The organism is Streptococcus downii (genome assembly GCF_004353325.1).
Taxonomy (GTDB): domain Bacteria; phylum Bacillota; class Bacilli; order Lactobacillales; family Streptococcaceae; genus Streptococcus; species Streptococcus downii.
Window position 1 is genome coordinate 222,834 of the sequence record NZ_MZNX01000009.1, and the last position, 17,513, is coordinate 240,346.

The 17,513-nt window shown below is 41.4% G+C and carries 16 protein-coding genes, 1 tRNA gene and 1 other annotated feature; of the genes, 13 read left to right on the plus strand and 4 right to left on the minus strand.

What is annotated here, in order from left to right; all coding sequences use genetic code 11:
* Positions 1–27: 27 nt before the first annotated feature.
* The 9 genes from E2R31_RS07295 to trpA all read left to right on the plus strand — a co-directional run bounded on the left by E2R31_RS07295 (position 28) and on the right by trpA (position 9,321).
* Positions 28–1,257 (plus strand): DegT/DnrJ/EryC1/StrS family aminotransferase, encoded by a 1,230-nt coding sequence (locus E2R31_RS07295; RefSeq protein ID WP_165941802.1) that lies wholly within the window; start codon positions 28–30, stop codon positions 1,255–1,257.
* Between the two features lie 332 nt (positions 1,258–1,589).
* Positions 1,590–2,768, plus strand: a complete 1,179-nt coding sequence (gene trpB / locus E2R31_RS07300) for a tryptophan synthase subunit beta (RefSeq protein WP_009730495.1) — start codon at positions 1,590–1,592, stop codon at positions 2,766–2,768.
* Positions 2,765–2,990, plus strand: a binding site (T-box leader). It overlaps the preceding gene by 4 nt.
* A 71-nt stretch (positions 2,991–3,061) precedes the next feature.
* A complete protein-coding gene (gene trpE / locus E2R31_RS07305) occupies positions 3,062–4,423 on the plus strand; it encodes an anthranilate synthase component I (RefSeq protein WP_132973708.1) in 1,362 nt (453 codons plus the stop codon).
* Positions 4,420–4,986 (plus strand): aminodeoxychorismate/anthranilate synthase component II, encoded by a 567-nt coding sequence (locus E2R31_RS07310; RefSeq protein WP_038804943.1) that lies wholly within the window; start codon positions 4,420–4,422, stop codon positions 4,984–4,986. The genes trpE and E2R31_RS07310 overlap by 4 nt, the downstream gene beginning before the upstream one ends.
* Before the next feature lie 10 nt (positions 4,987–4,996).
* Positions 4,997–6,001 (plus strand): anthranilate phosphoribosyltransferase, encoded by a 1,005-nt coding sequence (gene trpD, locus E2R31_RS07315; protein ID WP_038804944.1) that lies wholly within the window; start codon positions 4,997–4,999, stop codon positions 5,999–6,001.
* Positions 5,998–6,765 carry an indole-3-glycerol phosphate synthase TrpC gene (gene trpC, locus E2R31_RS07320; protein ID WP_038804945.1) on the plus strand — a complete coding sequence of 256 codons (768 nt, stop codon included), beginning with the start codon at positions 5,998–6,000 and terminating at the stop codon, positions 6,763–6,765. Before trpD ends, trpC begins: the two co-directional genes overlap by 4 nt.
* On the plus strand, positions 6,752–7,351 hold the full coding sequence (locus E2R31_RS07325; protein ID WP_165941803.1) for a phosphoribosylanthranilate isomerase: 600 nt from the start codon (positions 6,752–6,754) through the stop codon (positions 7,349–7,351). Before trpC ends, E2R31_RS07325 begins: the two co-directional genes overlap by 14 nt.
* Positions 7,329–8,552 carry a tryptophan synthase subunit beta gene (trpB, locus tag E2R31_RS07330; RefSeq protein ID WP_132973712.1) on the plus strand — a complete coding sequence of 408 codons (1,224 nt, stop codon included), beginning with the start codon at positions 7,329–7,331 and terminating at the stop codon, positions 8,550–8,552. Before E2R31_RS07325 ends, trpB (E2R31_RS07330) begins: the two co-directional genes overlap by 23 nt.
* Entirely contained in the window at positions 8,545–9,321 is a 777-nt protein-coding gene (trpA, locus tag E2R31_RS07335; RefSeq protein ID WP_132973714.1) for a tryptophan synthase subunit alpha, read from the plus strand. The genes trpB (E2R31_RS07330) and trpA overlap by 8 nt, the downstream gene beginning before the upstream one ends.
* On the opposite strand, the gene E2R31_RS07340 is transcribed toward trpA, so the two are convergent.
* Entirely contained in the window at positions 9,293–9,952 is a 660-nt protein-coding gene (locus E2R31_RS07340; RefSeq protein ID WP_132973716.1) for a prepilin peptidase, read from the minus strand. The genes trpA and E2R31_RS07340 overlap by 29 nt on opposite strands.
* A gap of 69 nt (positions 9,953–10,021) precedes the next feature.
* Between E2R31_RS07340 and E2R31_RS07345 the strand changes: the two genes are divergently transcribed.
* Positions 10,022–10,477: a GNAT family N-acetyltransferase gene (locus E2R31_RS07345; protein ID WP_132973718.1), complete on the plus strand. Its 456-nt coding sequence runs from the start codon at positions 10,022–10,024 to the stop codon at positions 10,475–10,477.
* Positions 10,478–10,556: 79 nt separating this feature from the next.
* Positions 10,557–11,816 (plus strand): S41 family peptidase, encoded by a 1,260-nt coding sequence (locus tag E2R31_RS07350; protein WP_132974236.1) that lies wholly within the window; start codon positions 10,557–10,559, stop codon positions 11,814–11,816.
* Between the two features lie 532 nt (positions 11,817–12,348).
* On the opposite strand, the gene E2R31_RS07360 is transcribed toward E2R31_RS07350, so the two are convergent.
* A complete protein-coding gene (locus tag E2R31_RS07360) occupies positions 12,349–13,494 on the minus strand; it encodes a low temperature requirement protein A (RefSeq protein WP_132973720.1) in 1,146 nt (381 codons plus the stop codon).
* An 803-nt stretch (positions 13,495–14,297) separates the two neighbouring features.
* Here E2R31_RS07360 and E2R31_RS07370 point away from each other — a divergent pair.
* Complete coding sequence (locus E2R31_RS07370; RefSeq protein WP_132973722.1) at positions 14,298–15,587, plus strand: DUF308 domain-containing protein; 1,290 nt, start codon at positions 14,298–14,300, stop codon at positions 15,585–15,587.
* Positions 15,588–15,596: 9 nt separating this feature from the next.
* Positions 15,597–16,685 carry an AI-2E family transporter gene (locus E2R31_RS07375; RefSeq protein WP_165941804.1) on the plus strand — a complete coding sequence of 363 codons (1,089 nt, stop codon included), beginning with the start codon at positions 15,597–15,599 and terminating at the stop codon, positions 16,683–16,685.
* 140 nt (positions 16,686–16,825) lie between these two features.
* On the opposite strand, the gene E2R31_RS07380 is transcribed toward E2R31_RS07375, so the two are convergent.
* Together E2R31_RS07380 and E2R31_RS07385 are read right to left on the minus strand one after the other, a co-directional pair.
* Positions 16,826–16,898: transfer RNA gene (locus tag E2R31_RS07380), tRNA-Lys, on the minus strand.
* Between the two features lie 62 nt (positions 16,899–16,960).
* Entirely contained in the window at positions 16,961–17,476 is a 516-nt protein-coding gene (locus E2R31_RS07385; RefSeq protein ID WP_000672739.1) for a DUF308 domain-containing protein, read from the minus strand.
* Positions 17,477–17,513: the final 37 nt, after the last annotated feature.

Genomic DNA, 17,513 nt, shown 5'->3' on the forward strand with positions numbered 1-17,513 from the left:
ATGAGTACAGATAAAAGGAGCAAATCAATGCCAAATTACAATATTCCATTTTCACCACCCGATATTACAGAAGCAGAAATTGCTGAAGTAGCGGATACCCTTCGTTCTGGTTGGATCACAACAGGTCCGAAGACAAAAGAACTGGAGCGTCGCTTGTCTCTTTACACACAGACACCTAAGACTGTCTGTCTCAACTCTGCGACTGCGGCTCTTGAGTTGATTTTACGTGTTTTGGAAGTGGGACCAGGTGATGAAGTCATCGTTCCAGCCATGACCTATACAGCTTCATGTAGTGTCATCACTCACGTAGGAGCAACACCTGTCATGGTGGATATTCAAGCAGATACGTTTGAGATGGATTATGACTTGCTTGAGCAAGCTATTACTGAGAAAACTAAGGTGATCATCCCAGTAGACCTTGCAGGGATTGTTTGCAACTATGATCGTTTGTTCCAAATTGTGGAGAAGAAACGCGATCTCTTTACTGCTTCAAGTAAGTGGCAAAAGGTCTTTAACCGTATTGTGCTTGTCTCTGATAGTGCCCATGCTTTGGGATCAACTTATAAAGGACACCCTGCGGGCTCTATCGCTGACTTTACTTCCTTCTCATTCCATGCCGTTAAAAACTTTACAACGGCTGAGGGAGGAAGTGCGACTTGGAAGGCCAATCCAGCGATTGACGACGAAGAAATGTACAAGGAATTCCAAATCCTTTCCCTTCATGGTCAGACTAAGGATGCTCTTGCTAAGATGCAATTGGGTTCATGGGAGTACGATATCGTAACACCAGCCTATAAGTGCAACATGACGGATATCATGGCTTCGATAGGTTTGGTACAATTGGATCGTTACCCTGGTTTGCTACAACGTCGTAAGGACATCGTGGATCGCTATAATCGTGGCTTTGCGGGTACTCGTATTCACCCACTGGCACACAAGACTGATACTGTCGAATCTTGTCGTCACCTCTACATCACCCATGTAGAAGGTGCTAGTCTAGAAGAGCGTAACCAAATCATCCAAGAATTGGCCAAAGCAGGAATTGCAAGTAATGTACACTACAAACCGCTTCCTCTCTTGACAGCTTATAAGAATCTTGGCTTTGATATGGCAGATTATCCAAGAGCCTATGCCTTCTTTGAAAATGAAATTACGCTCCCTCTTCATACAAAATTAAGTGATGATGAGGTTGATTATATCGTTCAGACTTTGGTGAGAATTTCCGAAGAAATACTCGGTTCAGGAAAAAAATCATAAAAAAATCTTGACAAAGATAGAACAATAACATATAATATTCTCAATAAATCAGAAAAGTAACTATATTCGATCTTCAGGGAGCCTGTGGTGATTGTGAACAGGTGGTTGGAAGTAGTGAAAGTGGGCTGATTTTAAAAATGAATTTGAAACAATGAAAATTCGGTGCGCACACCTTACAGTGCAACTTGTTGTTAGACAAGGCAGAGATGTAAGGGGGGATAGTCCCTTTATAATTGAGGTGGCACCGCGTTACCAACGCCCTCACACGGAAGTAGATTCTGTGTGTGGGCTTTTTTCATATCTTTAAATTAATACTGAAAGAGGAAAATTTTATGACAACTAAAGGATATTTTGGACAATTTGGTGGTAGTTTTGTACCGGAGCCGATTCAGGCTTTGTTGGATGAGTTGGAAGTGACATTTGACAAATACAAGGATGATCCAGAATTTTTGGCAGAATTTCGCCATTACTTGAAGGATTATTCAGGTCGCGAAACACCGCTTTATTTTGCGGAAAGTTTGACAGATCACTTAGGTGGCGCTAAGATTTATCTCAAGCGCGAAGACCTGAACCATCTGGGTTCTCACAAGCTTAACAACGTTTTAGGGCAAATCCTTCTTGCCAAACGTATGGGCAAAAAACGAGTGATCGCGGAAACAGGAGCTGGTCAACACGGTGTTGCGACAGCAGCGGCTGCAGCCAAGTTTGGTATGGCCTGTGATGTCTACATGGGGGCAGAAGATGTGGAACGTCAACGCCTCAATGTTTTCCGCATGGAGATGATGGGAGCAACTGTTCACGCGGTTGAAACGGGAACTCGAACTCTCAAGGACGCGGTTGATGCAGCCTTTGGAGCATGGATGAATGATCTTGAAGCCTTCTACGTTTTGGGATCTGCTGTAGGTCCTCATCCTTATCCTACAATTGTTCATGAATTCCAAAAGGTCATCAGTGAAGAATCTCGTCGTCAAATCTTAGAAAAAGAAGGCCGTTTACCAGACTACGTCATTGCCTGTGTAGGTGGTGGTTCCAATGCCATCGGTGCTTTTTCACAGTATGTAGCTGATGAAGAAGTCAAATTGATTGGGGTAGAAGCCGCTGGTCACGGACTTGACACAGACAAGCACGCAGCCACTATGACAAAAGGTAGTGTCGGAATTGTCGACGGTATGAAGACTTATGCAGTCTTTAAGGAAGATGGAGAGCTGGCGCCAGTTTACTCTATCTCAGCTGGTTTGGACTATCCAGGGGTTGGTCCAGAACACGCCTACTTTAAAGATTCTGGCCGCGTAGAATATGTGGCAGCGACAGATGAAGAAGCGGTTCAAGCCTTGCTCCTTCTTAGTAAGACAGAAGGGATTATCCCAGCGATTGAAAGTTCGCACGCGATCGCAGAAGCAGTTAAACGTGCACCGAAACTAAGTAAAGATGAGATTATCATCATCAATGTCTCTGGGCGTGGAGACAAGGACGTAGCTGCGATTGCAGACTACCTAGAAGCTAAAAAATAAGAGATGGAAAAATTACAGTCTTTTCTCTCCCAGAGAGCTTGTGGTTGCTGGAAACAAGCAGAGAAAACTGTAAGGTTGGGTCTATCTGAAACGAGAGAAGAAAACATAATTCTCAAGGGAGTGCCCTTTATCGCACAGCCTGTTACAGAATCTTTCTAAGACAGGAATGAGAGATAGGAGAAATCCTATAATTGAGGTGGCACCGCGAATTTCGTCCTCACGCAAGTTATTTTGCGTGGGGATTTTTCATACAGTCGCCACGGACTAGAATTAGAACTGAAAGGGAAATTACAATGGAACGAATCATTCATGGAGATGTCTTATCACCAATATTGGCTTATATGCGTCTAAAGGGGCAACACAAGGTTATCTTAGAGAGTATTCCGAGAGACAAGGAAACCGCTCGTTTTTCTATCCTAGCCTATAATCCAGTTTTTGAGATTCAGTTTGAAAATGGAGTCCTTTATCAAAATGGTCAAGTGATTGATCGGGATCCTTTGGATTTCCTTTATGAAGTGACTCATAAGAGCCAGCACCATTCAGACCTACCTTTTGGTGGGGGAGCTATTGGCTTTGTGGGGTACGATATGATTTCTCTTTATGAAGAAATTGGACAAATCCCTGAGGATACCATTGGGACGCCAGACATGCATTTCTTTGTCTATGAGAGCTATATGGTCTTTGACCACAAGAAGGAAAAAATTCATGTCATAGAGGATGCTCTCTATAGCGAGCGCAGTCAAGAAGACTTGAAAGAATCCTTGAACCAAGTGCTTGTGGAATTACGCATCCCTGCTCCAAATGAATTTGAAGATTTGGATTTATCTCCGCTCGACTTCAAACCGCATATCGCTCCTCAGAAGTTTGAGCAAATGGTCGAAACAGCTCGTGACTTGATTCGTAATGGTGATATGTTCCAATGCGTGCTCAGTCAGCGTTTCTCAGCAGAAGTTACTGGAAATCCATTTGATTTCTATAGGAATCTTCGAGTGACCAATCCATCTAATTACCTCTATTTCTATGATTTTGGGGATTATCAAATCATCGGTGCCAGTCCTGAAAGTTTGGTTTCTGTCAAAAACGGTATCGTGACAACCAATCCGATTGCAGGTACGCGACCAAGAGGCACAGCGGATGAAGAGGACAAGGCCTTGGCGACAGACCTGCTTTCTGATGAGAAGGAAACAGCAGAGCATCGGATGTTGGTAGACTTGGGGCGTAACGATATTGGTCGCATCTCTGAAACAGCCAGTGTCCAAGTCACCAAGTATATGGAAGTGGAGCTCTTCCGCTATGTCATGCATTTGACCAGCGTGGTCAAGGGACGTTTGCTTCCAGAACTCACTGCCATGGATGCCTTGAAAGCTACACTTCCAGCTGGAACAGTTTCAGGAGCTCCAAAGATTCGGGCCATGAGACGGATCTATGAACTGGAAACAGAAAAACGCGGTGTATACGCAGGAGCAATCGGCTACTTGTCTGCGACGGGTGATATGGACTTCGCTATCGCCATCCGAACCATGATTCTTAAGAATCAAACAGCTTATGTGCAGGCTGGGGCAGGGATTGTCTATGACTCCATCGCCCAAAACGAATACCAAGAAACCATTAACAAGGCTAAATCTATGACTAGAATTGGAGAACTAAGACCATGATTTTATTGATTGACAACTATGATTCTTTTACCTATAACTTGGCCCAGTACATTGGGAGTTTTGCAGAAGTGCAGGTCTTGAGAAATGATGATCCCAAGCTGTATGAAGAAGCTGAAAAAGCAGATGGTCTGGTCTTTTCTCCTGGTCCCGGTTGGCCAGTTGATGCTGGAAAGATGGAAGACATGATTCGTGACTTTGCCGGCAAGAAGCCGATTCTAGGGATTTGTTTGGGTCATCAAGCTATCGCAGAAGTCTTTGGTGGGAAGTTAGGTTTGGCTCCCAAAGTCATGCATGGGAAACAGAGCCATATCAGCTTTGAAGCGCCATCTGTTCTCTATCAAGGCATTGAGGATGGTCGTCCAGTCATGCGCTATCACAGCATTTTGATTGAAGAAATGCCAGAAGGCTTTGAAGTGACAGCTCGTTCGACTGATGACCAGGCCATTATGGGAATTCAACACAAAACCCTGCCGATTTATGGCTTCCAGTACCATCCAGAAAGTATCGGAACGCCAGATGGCTTGTCTTCTATTCGAAATTTTATCGAGAAGGTTGTAAAGTGAGGAAACTAGGATGAAAGAAATTATTGAAAAACTAGCGAAATTTGAAAATTTATCAGGTGTGGAAATGACGGATGTCATTGAGCGTATCGTAACTGGGCGTGTAACCGAAGCTCAGATTGCTTCTCTTCTCTTGGCCCTTAAGATGAAGGGGGAAACACCTGAAGAACGCACAGCCATTGCACAAGTCATGAGAGGCCATGCCCAACACATTCCAACTGAGATACATGATGCCATGGACAACTGTGGTACAGGTGGGGACAAGTCTTTCAGCTTTAACATTTCCACAACTGCAGCCTTTGTCTTGGCTGGTGGCGGCATTCATATGGCTAAGCACGGTAACCGTTCGATTTCTTCTAAATCGGGTTCTGCAGATGTCCTTCAAGCATTGGGCATCAATCTTGACCTCAAACCAGCTGAACTAGGTAAGGTTTTTGATAAAACTGGCATCGTCTTTCTCTTTGCTAAAAATATGCACCCAGCTATGAAATACATCATGCCAGCACGTTTGGAATTGGGAATTCCAACAATCATGAACTTGACTGGTCCACTGATTCACCCAATGGCCTTGGAAACACAGCTTCTTGGGATTAGTCGTCCAGAACTGCTAGAAAGTACCGCTCAGGTTTTGAAAAATATGGGCCGCAAGCGTGCCATCGTGGTTGCTGGACCAGAAGGGCTGGATGAAGCTGGCTTGAACGGAACAACCAATATTGCTCTTCTTGAAAATGGCGAAATCACCTTGTCAAGCTTCACTCCAGAGGATTTGGGGATGGAACGCTACGCTATCGAAGATATCCGTGGTGGCAATGCTCAGGAAAATGCAGAAATTTTGCTCAGCGTTCTTCAAAACGAACCAAGTCCATTCTTGGAAACGACAGTCTTGAATGCTGGTCTTGGTTTCTATGCTAATGGTAAGGTAGCTAGTATCAAGGAAGGAGTTGCCTTGGCTCGTCAAGTGATTGCTAGTGGCAAGGCCCTTGAAAAACTCAGACTGTTACAGGAGTACCAAAAATGAGTCAGGAATTTTTATCACGAATCTTAGAACAGAAGGCGCGTGAAGTCGAGCAAATGGAGCTGGAGGAAATCCAGCCCTTGCGCCAGACCTATCGCTTGGCTGACTATTTAAAACAACATCAAGACCGTTTGCAGGTAATCGCTGAGGTCAAGAAGGCTAGCCCTAGTCTGGGAGATATCAATCTCGATGTGGATATTGTGCAACAGGCCCAGACTTATGAAGCGAACGGAGCAGTGATGATTTCGGTTTTGACAGATGAAGTTTTCTTTAAAGGGCATTTGGATTATTTGCGTGAGATTTCCAGTCAGGTAAACATTCCGACGCTTAATAAGGACTTTATCATCGATGAAAAGCAAATCATCCGTGCTCGCAATGCGGGTGCGACAGTCATCTTGCTCATTGTGGCAGCCTTGTCAGAAGAACGCCTTAAGGAACTTTACGACTATGCGACAGAGCTTGGTCTAGAAGTTTTGGTGGAGACTCACAATCTTGCTGAACTAGAGGTGGCCCACAGACTGGGTGCTGAGATTATTGGGGTTAACAACCGTAACTTGACCACCTTTGAAGTCGACTTGCAGACCAGTGTAGACTTGGCTCAGCACTTTAAGAAAGGTCACTATTACATTTCTGAATCTGCCATTTTCACAGGACAGGATGCGGAACGAGTAGCATCATCCTTTAACGGAATTTTGGTGGGAACAGCTCTCATGCAGGCAGAGGATGTGGCTCAAAGAATCAAGGAGTTGCAGATTGACAAAGGTTAAGATTTGTGGATTATCGACCAAAGAAGCGGTAGAGACAGCCGTATCAGCAGGGGCAGACTACATTGGTTTTGTCTTTGCGCTTAGTAAAAGACAGGTGAGCTTGGAAGAGGCTGCTGAGCTCGCAAAGCACATTCCTTCCGATGTAAAAAAGGTTGGCGTATTTGTTTCACCAAGTAGGGCAGAACTGCTAGAAGCGATTGAAAAAGTTGGCTTGGACTTGGTCCAAGTTCATGGTCAGGTGGCGGATGATTTGTTTGAGGATTTACCTTGTGCCAGCATTCAGGCTGTGCAGGTGGATGGAAATGGGCATGTGCCTAATTCTCGGGCAGACTATCTACTCTTTGATGCCCCTGTGGCTGGGAGTGGCCAGACCTTTGACTGGGGCCAACTGGATACGACGGAATTAGCTCAGCCCTTCTTTATCGCAGGTGGGCTTAATGAAGACAATGTAGCAAAAGCAATTCAACACTTTACTCCCTATGCAGTAGATGTATCGAGTGGGGTGGAGACAGATGGACAAAAAGATCATGAAAAGATTAGAAGATTTATAGAGAGGGCAAAGAATGGCATATCAAGAACCAAATAAAGATGGATTTTACGGAAAATTCGGCGGACGTTTCGTCCCAGAAACATTGATGACAGCAGTTTTGGAGTTGGAGAAGGCCTACCGTGAAAGTCAAGCAGACCCAAGTTTCCAAGAGGAATTAAATCAGCTCTTACGCCAGTATGTAGGACGTGAAACGCCTCTTTACTACGCAAAAAACCTGACCCAGCATATCGGTGGCGCCAAGATTTACCTCAAACGTGAAGACCTTAACCATACAGGGGCTCACAAGATTAACAATGCCTTGGGACAGGTTCTTCTGGCTAAACGCATGGGCAAAAATAAAATTATCGCTGAAACAGGTGCTGGTCAGCACGGTGTGGCAACTGCAACAGCTGCGGCCCTCTTCAACATGGAATGTACCATCTACATGGGTGAGGAAGATGTCAAACGACAAGCCCTCAATGTCTTCCGTATGGAGCTTTTGGGAGCCAAGGTTGAGGCAGTAACAGATGGTTCGCGCGTGCTCAAGGATGCGGTCAATGCAGCCCTCCGTTCATGGGTGGCAAATATCGACGATACCCACTATATCCTTGGTTCTGCCTTAGGACCTCATCCATTCCCAGAAATCGTTCGTGACTTCCAAAGTGTCATCGGTCGAGAAGCCAAACAACAGTACCGTGACTTGACAGGGCAAGATTTGCCAGATGCCCTAGTAGCCTGTGTTGGTGGTGGTTCTAATGCTATCGGTCTCTTCCATCCATTTGTGGAAGATGAATCTGTAGCTATGTATGGAGCTGAAGCGGCAGGACTTGGTGTAGATACAGAGCACCATGCAGCTACCCTGACCAAGGGTCGTCCAGGTGTCCTCCACGGTTCCCTCATGGATGTGCTCCAAGATGCCCATGGTCAAATTCTTGAAGCCTTCTCTATCTCAGCAGGTTTGGACTATCCTGGTATCGGTCCAGAGCATTCACATTACCACGATATCAAACGCGCGTCCTATGTGCCTGTGACAGATGAAGAGGCCTTGGAAGGATTCCAACTCTTGTCTCGTGTGGAAGGAATTATCCCTGCCTTGGAGTCTAGTCACGCTATCGCTTTCGCAGTGAAATTGGCCAAAGAACTTGGACCAGACAAGTCTATGATTGTCTGCCTATCAGGCCGTGGGGACAAGGATGTAGTTCAAGTTAAAGACCGATTGGAAGCAGACGCAGCAAAGAAGGGAGAAGCTAATGCCTAAGACTCTAACAGAAAAATTGAACGCTATCAAAGCAACTGGAAAAGGAATTTTTGTTCCCTATATCATGGCTGGAGACCATGAGAAAGGTTTGGATGGTCTCTGTGAAACAATCCACTTTTTAGAAGATTTGGGTGTTTCAGCCATTGAAGTGGGTATTCCCTTTTCGGACCCTGTTGCAGATGGACCTGTGATCGAAGAAGCAGGCTTGCGTAGTCTAGCTCACGGAACTTCTACCCAGGCTTTGGTTGAAACCTTGAAAACCATTCAAACAGAGGTTCCACTGGTCATCATGACCTACTTCAACCCCCTCTTTCAGTACGGTGTGGAGAAATTTGTCAAAAATCTTTCAGATACAGCAGTTAAGGGAGTGATTATCCCAGACCTGCCTCATGAGCATGCCAACTTTGTAGAGCCATTTTTGGCAGATACAGACATTGCCTTGATTCCCCTAGTTAGCTTGACAACAGGACTCGACCGTCAAAAAGAGTTGATCAAGGGAGCTGAAGGCTTCGTTTATGCTGTTGCCATCAATGGGGTGACAGGGAAATCAGGAAATTACCGTGCAGACTTGGACAAGCACCTGGCACAATTGCATCAAGTAGCTGACATCCCAGTCTTGACAGGTTTTGGTGTATCTAGTCAAGCTGATGTAGAACGTTTCAATGCAGTGTCAGATGGCGTTATCGTCGGTTCGAAAATTGTAAAAGCTCTCTACCAAGGAGAGCCGATTGAGGACTTTATTAAACAAGCAGTAGCTTACCAAAAATAATCACGCAAGCAGCAAGTAAGAGGAAAGGCACAAAAGGAAGTCTTTCCTTTTTCTTTTGCAGTAGAAAGGCCAGGATGCCCGTCGCAGAAGCAAACTGGATCAAGATGAGTAATTCGGTCGCGCTAAAGACGAGAGCACAAGAAGCCAGAAAGAGAAAATCCCCTGCGCCCATGCGGATATCAATAAAGTGGGCCATGATTCCAAGGACAAGGAAGAAGAACATAATCAGATTCCAGTCAGAACAGGCCATTAGAAATAGATGGAAAGTCATCCAGACCAGTAAGGGATATTCCTGATGGCGAAAGTCGTAGATGCCCAAGGTCAAGCCAGCAGTGATCAGGATGACTTGACCCAAGGAAAGCCAGCCCCAAGACCAAGCTAGAAAGAGTAACCCCAAGCCCAATTCAAAGAGGGCATACCAGAATGGATAGCGAGCCTTGCAGTAGCGACAGCGAAAGCGACCAATTACTTGAGAGATAATCGGAATCAAATCTAAGGGACGCAAGCGAGTCTGACAGGAATCGCAGTGGCTAGCTGGTCGAATAATGGATTGCTCAGGAAAACGGTCAATGACCAAACCTAGAAAGGAAGCGAGAATGCTCCCGACAAGAAAAAAATAAAGATCAATCATACTTATCTATTCGTAAAAAATAGGAGAAGTGGTATAATGGAGAAACATAGATAAGATAGTGAGGTCAAGATGACAATTCGTTTTGAAGAAAATGTGAGCACAGAAAATGCTCAGCTCGTATGCCAATGGTCCAACTCCCTTGGCAAATCTTTTCAAGAACAATGGATGGGACCAATGATTCCTTTTCCCTTGACAATTCAAGTCTTGCAAGATTTGGAAGGAATCTTTTCAATCTTTGATGGACAAGAGTTTGTGGGGCTTATCCAGAAAATCAGGCTAGAAGACAAGACTCTTCATATCGGGAGATTTTTTATCAACCCCCAGAAACAGGGGCAAGGCTTAGGTAGCCAGGTTTTAAGGAAATTTGTTAGTTTGGCCTTTGAAAATGAAGACATAGATACTATTTCTCTAAATGTCTACGAGGCAAATCAAACAGCTTACAATCTTTACCAAAAAGAAGGATTCGAAATCGTTCAAATGGTTGAAACACCTATACGGAAATACATTATGAAGAAGGGGAGATAGCAGATTGACTTTGTAGTAAAAACTCCTTTTTCGTTGTGAAGAAGGCAATACTATTTTAAAGGTAGAAGGAATGGCTCGTATGAAAAAAACAGATATTTTTAAAGACATTGTTTGGATTATGACACATGATTCATCTACAGTAAAAGATTGCAAAGGGTGCAACCCTCAGCCTTTTCTAGAAAAGATTACAGATGATATGACTGAGCAAGAATTTCTTTATCAAGTCAGGACTTATCTTGCTAGTTTTGGGATTATTGGGCATATTTCTTTCCATGATAAAAAATCAGGTCCGAAAGGTTTTCTTTTGAGGATAAGTGAGCAGGAAATGTTTGTTGAGGAAGCAAACCAAGATACAGGTCTCCAAGTGGGGGATCGAATCCTCAGTCTGGACGGGATGAGTTTGGAGCAAGTAGCTTTGCAACACCCAAATTACTTTATTAGTCTGACTCCAGAAAGACGATACCGAGAATGGGCAGATTTGCTACTGATGGCAGAGCAAGTGACCGTCTTGCGAGATGGGCAGGAGATGTCTATTACAGTTCGTGCTAGCCAGCAAGCTCAAAAAGCTCAGATTTTTTGGAAAGAGTTGGAGTCAGATATCCTCTATCTACGTTTAGATAATTTTATGGATGAAGAAGCGATTAACCGTTTATACCAAGAGTGTTTGCAGAAGATTACTGAGACAGAAACTCTTATTATAGATGTCCGTTACAACAATGGGGGCACGGATTCTTTGTATTTTCCGCTCTTACATCTTGGCTTGGAGGAAGGGAAAGGCTATGACACTCTTGATTTACAGGATGATGGAATGGAAATTCTCTATACAGAAGGAAATGTCGATCGACGCTTAAAAGACTTTGAAACATGGCTTCAACAAGAAAATATCAGTCCTGATACGGTGAAACTGATTGAAGATTTTCGTAATAATTTACTCCAAAATCGAGGGAAAGGCTATGTTCGGTATCAGGATGATCAAGACGAACTTTTCCCAGGTGTTAAGGGTGGTCACTATCCAGAGCAGATTTTTGTTTTGTCAGATATTTATTGTGCATCATCAGGAGATAATTTTGTCAAGATGATGAAGAATTTTAAGAAAGTAACAATTATCGGCCGTCCAACGCTTGGTATTTTAGACTACTCAAATTGTTGCAAGGTGGATTATGATGATTACTTTTTGATGTTCCCAACTTCTCGCTGGTTGGCTATAGATAAAGGCAAAGGGATGACGGACAAAGGTGTTCTTCCTGATATAGAAGTCCCTTGGACTCCTGCACATTTTGAACGAGATGTAGATCTAGATAAATGTCTGGAGTTGATTGAGATGAAGAGGAAACATTAGATTGTTTAAATAAAAGACTTAGTTCTGTATGAAATAGAGCTAAGTCTTTTGCTTTTGATTTATTTGTAATTGAGTAAAATGATTGTATCACTGAGGGGCAAAAGAATTTTTTTACACACAAAATATATCTTGAGCATCCGTTGATGGAATAAAAGTAGGGAGGATACAAAAAAGCCTTGATTTCAAGGCTTTTCCTGTTGTATTTAGATGCCCCCTGCATGAATTTGTAAGAACTTTTCATATTGAAAATAAACAAAAATGTTGAAATATAGCTGATTTTAGGGAAATACTTTTAGGTATTTTCAATGTCAGGATTTAAAAATGGGGCAAAAGTGGGGTAAAAACAAATTAACGAAAAAAATATCGAGTTCGTGCATCAAGTAAATGATAAATTGCAAGAATAAGTGCAACATTTACTCGAACTCATCCTCTAGAGCTTCACTAGCAGTTCTGTAAGCTAAACATTTTCGTGGTCGGTGATTGATATCATATAAAGCCTTGGTTCCCAAAGCTTTTTTATGTTATAAACTCATTAAAAGAACCCCCAGTTAGATTTGGAATATTTTTTATTCTGTGTCATATAAAAATAAATAAAATGAATGGCTATAGCTAGAGCTAAAATGGTTGTTATACTCACTACTATTATAGGATTAGAAGCAAAGATTAAAGAGAGAATCAAGGCAGCCAGATAGAGTGTCGCTTGGACACAGTAGTAACTTTTCGAATAGCGAAGATAGTGTTTGTTATAGGGCCCATTTACTAGGACAGCAGCTTGAAAGAGGCCAAATCCGATATAAGAGAAGCTGGTTGCAAAGAGACGATTAGCTTCAGGATTCAGAAGAAAACTCATCGATACAGTCATCATCATAAGCCCAATGAAAATAGGATAGTGACTGTAAATTAGAAATAGCCCCTTTTGATTAGATTTTTCATCAATAGCATGGTCGAATTGACCAAAATAAAACAAGAACAGAGAAAGCATAATAATGAAATAAAGAACCGAATAAATCGAGAAATTCTCGATTGTAAAGAAGTTAGCTAGCTCCATAATCATCTCTCCAAACGTAATAATGACAAGAAGGGAGATGCGCTCGATTAAATGGGGGAGATTTACCTGGTAATGCTTATCTTTATTAAGCAAGATACTTGGCATAATAAATGTTAGCAGAATACTAGCAAATAAGATATAGACTCTAAGGTAAATAGGAAGAAGAGCTGCTAGATAGAATCCTAAACTTCCTAGACCTGTTATCCATAGAAAACCTTTGATACTTTCCCGATTAGCATCATCGGTTGATTTTCTAAAAAATTCAACCAAATATTGAAAAAATAAGGTAAGGGTTAATGTACCAATAGCCCAACAGAGATAATGAAAATATTGTTGCCAATCAGGTCCAATCATATTGGCTATAAAGAGTAAAATTCCCATTTTGATAAACATGATTACTATGTTAAATAAAGAGTTCTTTCCATAGCGATTGGTATAATCGGTTTGAATCATCCAGGAATCGATGAGAAACAAAGTAGCAATGAAAAAATCAAGGAAAGAATTCCAAGTCAAAATACCGTTATGAAGATGGTCAATTAAAGTAGTTACTTTTGAAATTGCAAAAACAAAAACTAGGTCATAAAAAAGTTCTGAAAATTCTACACGTTTATGTTTAATAAGAGTTGTCATCTTAAGACCTTTCTATTTTAGAAGTACAATTTATTATAACAGAAAATGGTAATAAAAAAAAATGAGATGCTTAAATAACTTCATGTGACGCGAATGAACTGCGCCACAAAAGTTAGGTTTTTTCTGTCTAACTTTTGGGGTGCAGTTCAGAAGGGGTGTTTTTTCTATCGTTTTTTAGTGCTAAGACTACACAAAAAAGCCTTGATTCCAAGGCTTTTTCCTGTTGATTTAGATGCCCCCTACAGGGATTTGGAAAGGACTTTCATATTGAGAGCAATTAAAAATATTGAAATATAAGTGATTTTAGGTATTTTCAATGTCATGATTTAAAAATGGGACAAAAGTGGGGCAAAAACCATACAGATTCTAAACTGTATGGTTCTTTTTTTATCTAACCAAGAAAGGTTAAAACTTATTAAAACAAATGCAATCAACTGTTGAAAACTTTTTAGTCCGTGTAATATAAAAACAAGTAAAAAGTTGAACTATAGGGAATATTGTGTCATAATAGGTAATAGATGAATAATTAATAGATTGGAAATAATGCTTTCTTACCTTAACAAGTTGAATTGGTTATACATTTTTTCGTCGCAATTGTGTCTATCTCTCGAGTTTAGCTAGTTTTTATAAGCTCTGGTTTCTAATCAATATAACAAATTTTAGAAGTGCATAAGACAAGATGGTGACATTACTACAGTCATTTCTAGTCACCATATGTTGCTGGCACAGGCTGTTTGTAGTGTTGGCTATTTACTAGTCAGTTTAATCGGAGTGTTTAATTTTTATTGTTGAAAGGTTTTTATATGGCGAAAATTCTATCTTTAGGTCTGACAGGTAAGAAATTACTTGCTCAGGGGTTCTTGTTTGTTCTGCTAGGTCTTATCTTGATGGTCACGGGGACTTGGTTGCCAGTAAAGGTTATTCAACTGGTTCTGTTTTTAGCTTGGATAGCAACGGTCTTAGATTTAGTATTACGTATTTTCAAAAAAAGTCAGTCAACGGACACCTTGGGAGTTGCACTGGTTAAATTGTTAGTGCTGGGATATTTGCTTGGCTCCAATCTTGCGACGGATGTGCCGATTTATATTTTGGCTCTTGTGATTGGAATTTATCAGATTTTTCATGCTAGTATCAACCTTGTCACCTATCTTCTCTACCGCAAAAACAAAATTCGACCTCGTTTTCGTTTCTTACTAGATGGTCTCGTACTAGTTTTTCTTGGTGGGACTAGTCTTTTGTCCTCTACGGGAAATTCTGTCTTTCAACTCTTTGTTTTAGGGGCTTATTTTTTCCTTTATGGTCTGTCCAATATCCGTGACGGTTTCTTATTTGAAGGGGAAATTGGGAAAAACCATCTCAAACGTCGCATTAGAATTAGCTTACCTATTGTCCTAGCCGCTCTCATCCCTGCAAGAACTTTAGCAAAAATTAACAAATTTATGCTGGAAAATGCTGATGAGGAAGAAGATATCCATCTTGGAATAGTGAAGTCTGGTAAGACAGCAGAGCTAGAAATTTTTGTTCATACAGCTGAGACCTCCCTGTTTTCAGCTATTGGTCATGTGGATATCTGCTATCAGGGCCGTGTTATTTCTTATGGCAACTATGATCCGTCATCTGAGACCTTATTTGGCATGGTAGGAGATGGTGTCTTATATTTCTGTGATCGTGACAAGTACATTGACCTATGTAAACGTGAGAGTCAAAAAACGCTTTTTGGTTATGGGATAGATTTGACGCCTGAAATGGAAAAAGCAGTTCAGAAAAAGTTGGCTGAATTGAAACAACTGACGATTCCATGGGAGCCAAGTGCGGATAAAATCACGACAGGTGATGGTAAGGAAGACTACACCTACGCTTATAAAATCAGACATGAGACAGATGGGGAACTTTATAAATTTATCAAATCTAAGTTTAAATCCTACTTTGTCTTATCTACAAACTGTGTGCTCTTGGCTGATACCATAGTCGGTCAGGCTGGCACCGATATCCTCTCACCCAAAGGATTTATCGCTCCAGGAACTTACCAAGCCTACCTTAATCGAGAGTTTGAAAAACCAAATAGTATAGTCGTATCTAAACATGTTTATTAAGGAGAATTTATGAACTTAGTAAAAAAATACACCCCGTTAATACTTTTTATAGGGCTGGTTGCTCTTGTAATTCTGAATGCATCGAGCTTTATATCAGGAGCAATCTCTCTCTTTGATGTAATATCAACCTTGATTTATGGTGCTGTTATTGCTTTTGTGCTTAATGTTCCTATGAAAAAAATTGAACAGTACTTAGTTAAATTGAAGGTAAAGGCAGAGTTGCGTCGTCCGATTGCCATGGTACTTGTTTTCCTAGCTCTTATCTTAATCGTGATTGCTCTTTTGGTTTTGGTGCTGCCAACCCTAGCCCAGACTATTAGTCAGCTGGGAACAGTCCTTTCAACAGTCCTTACTCAACTTGGGAAATTGCTAGGCAGCTCGGAATTTGTAACCAAAGACATGTTGTCAACTATCGTATCAGGCATACAGGGACAATCTAGTTCTATTAGCCAAGCTTTGATAGGTTTTTTATCAGGTCTGACTAGTAATATCGGCAATATTTTTTCAAGTTTGATGAATGCCTTTTTGATTATAGTCTTCACCTTTTCATTTTTATCCAGTAAGGAACATTTGGCAGCGATGACGAGTCGACTTCTAAAAGTTTTTCTTCCAGAGAAGGTGGTGATAAAGTTGACTTACATTGGACAAGTAGCACTAGAGACTTATGACCAATTTTTGATGAGTCAGCTGATTGAAGCAGTTATCATAGGAGTTATGATAGCGGTTGGTTACAGCGTGTTTGGGATACCCTATGGAGTAATGACAGGTATCTTTGCAGGAGTGCTATCGTTCATTCCTTATGTAGGGCCTATGATTGCTTGTGTTGTGGGAGCGATTTTTATCTTCACAGTGAGTCCTACTCAAGCCTTACTTTCTCTTCTTCTATATCAAGTTATACAGCTGATTGAAGGAAACCTTATTTATCCTAGAGTTGTAGGTCAGTCTATTAGCTTACCAGCCCTTTTCACGCTTGCGGCTGCTAGTATCGGAGGCAATCTCTTTGGCTTACTTGGGATGATATTCTTTACACCGATATTTGCTGTTATCTATCGATTGGTTAAGGAATTTGTCGTTGCAAAGGAAAATCAGCTAGATTAAGAAAAACTAAATTTAATAAGATATACTGAGAAGAGAGTGAGAGATTCTCTTCTCTTTTATTTTTAAATACTTTTCTACAAAAAGCTATTAGACGTTAAAAAAAGCCTTGGTTTCAAGGCTTATTTCTGTTGATTTAGATGTGCCCCCTGCAGGGCTCGAACCTGCGCCCCATAGCTTAAGAGTCTACTGCTCTACCAACTGAGCTAAGGAGGCAACAGAAAAAGCTGAGAATGTAACTTCCCAGCTATTTTAATATGCCCAAAATGGCAGCTAGATTATTTACGAAAGGCATCAAGGATATAGGTGAAACCAACAATTAAAAATGCAAAGGCAACGACATAAACGACAAAGACACTTGTAGCTACTGGATTGAACAAAATCACTAGACCTAGTAAAAATGCAAGCAACGCTATCCACATGATATGGTTGCCAATAATAGGGAAAATCAATCCCAGACGATTGCCTTTAAAGAAAGCTATAATGGCTTCTACAATTAACCAAATTCCTAAAATAGTTGGAATGACAACTGGCAGCGTCACAAAGCCATAGGCAACGAGGTAAAGAGCTAAGAGAAGATTAACAATCCCTTGGAAAAGATGAGCTGGTGAGCGAAGCTCTTTTGGTACAGAGAAATAGCCTAAAATAGCTGCTATAGAAGAAACCAGTAAACCAAATGCAATCCACCAGCTGTAAGCAACAAGATTAGCTACTGGGTTTGTAAATAGGAAAAGTCCTAAAAGGACAAAAACAACTCCTGCAAGGAATAGCAGTAAACGATTAGAAAATTTCATTTCAATACCCCCTATATAGTATAGTCTGATAATAAAA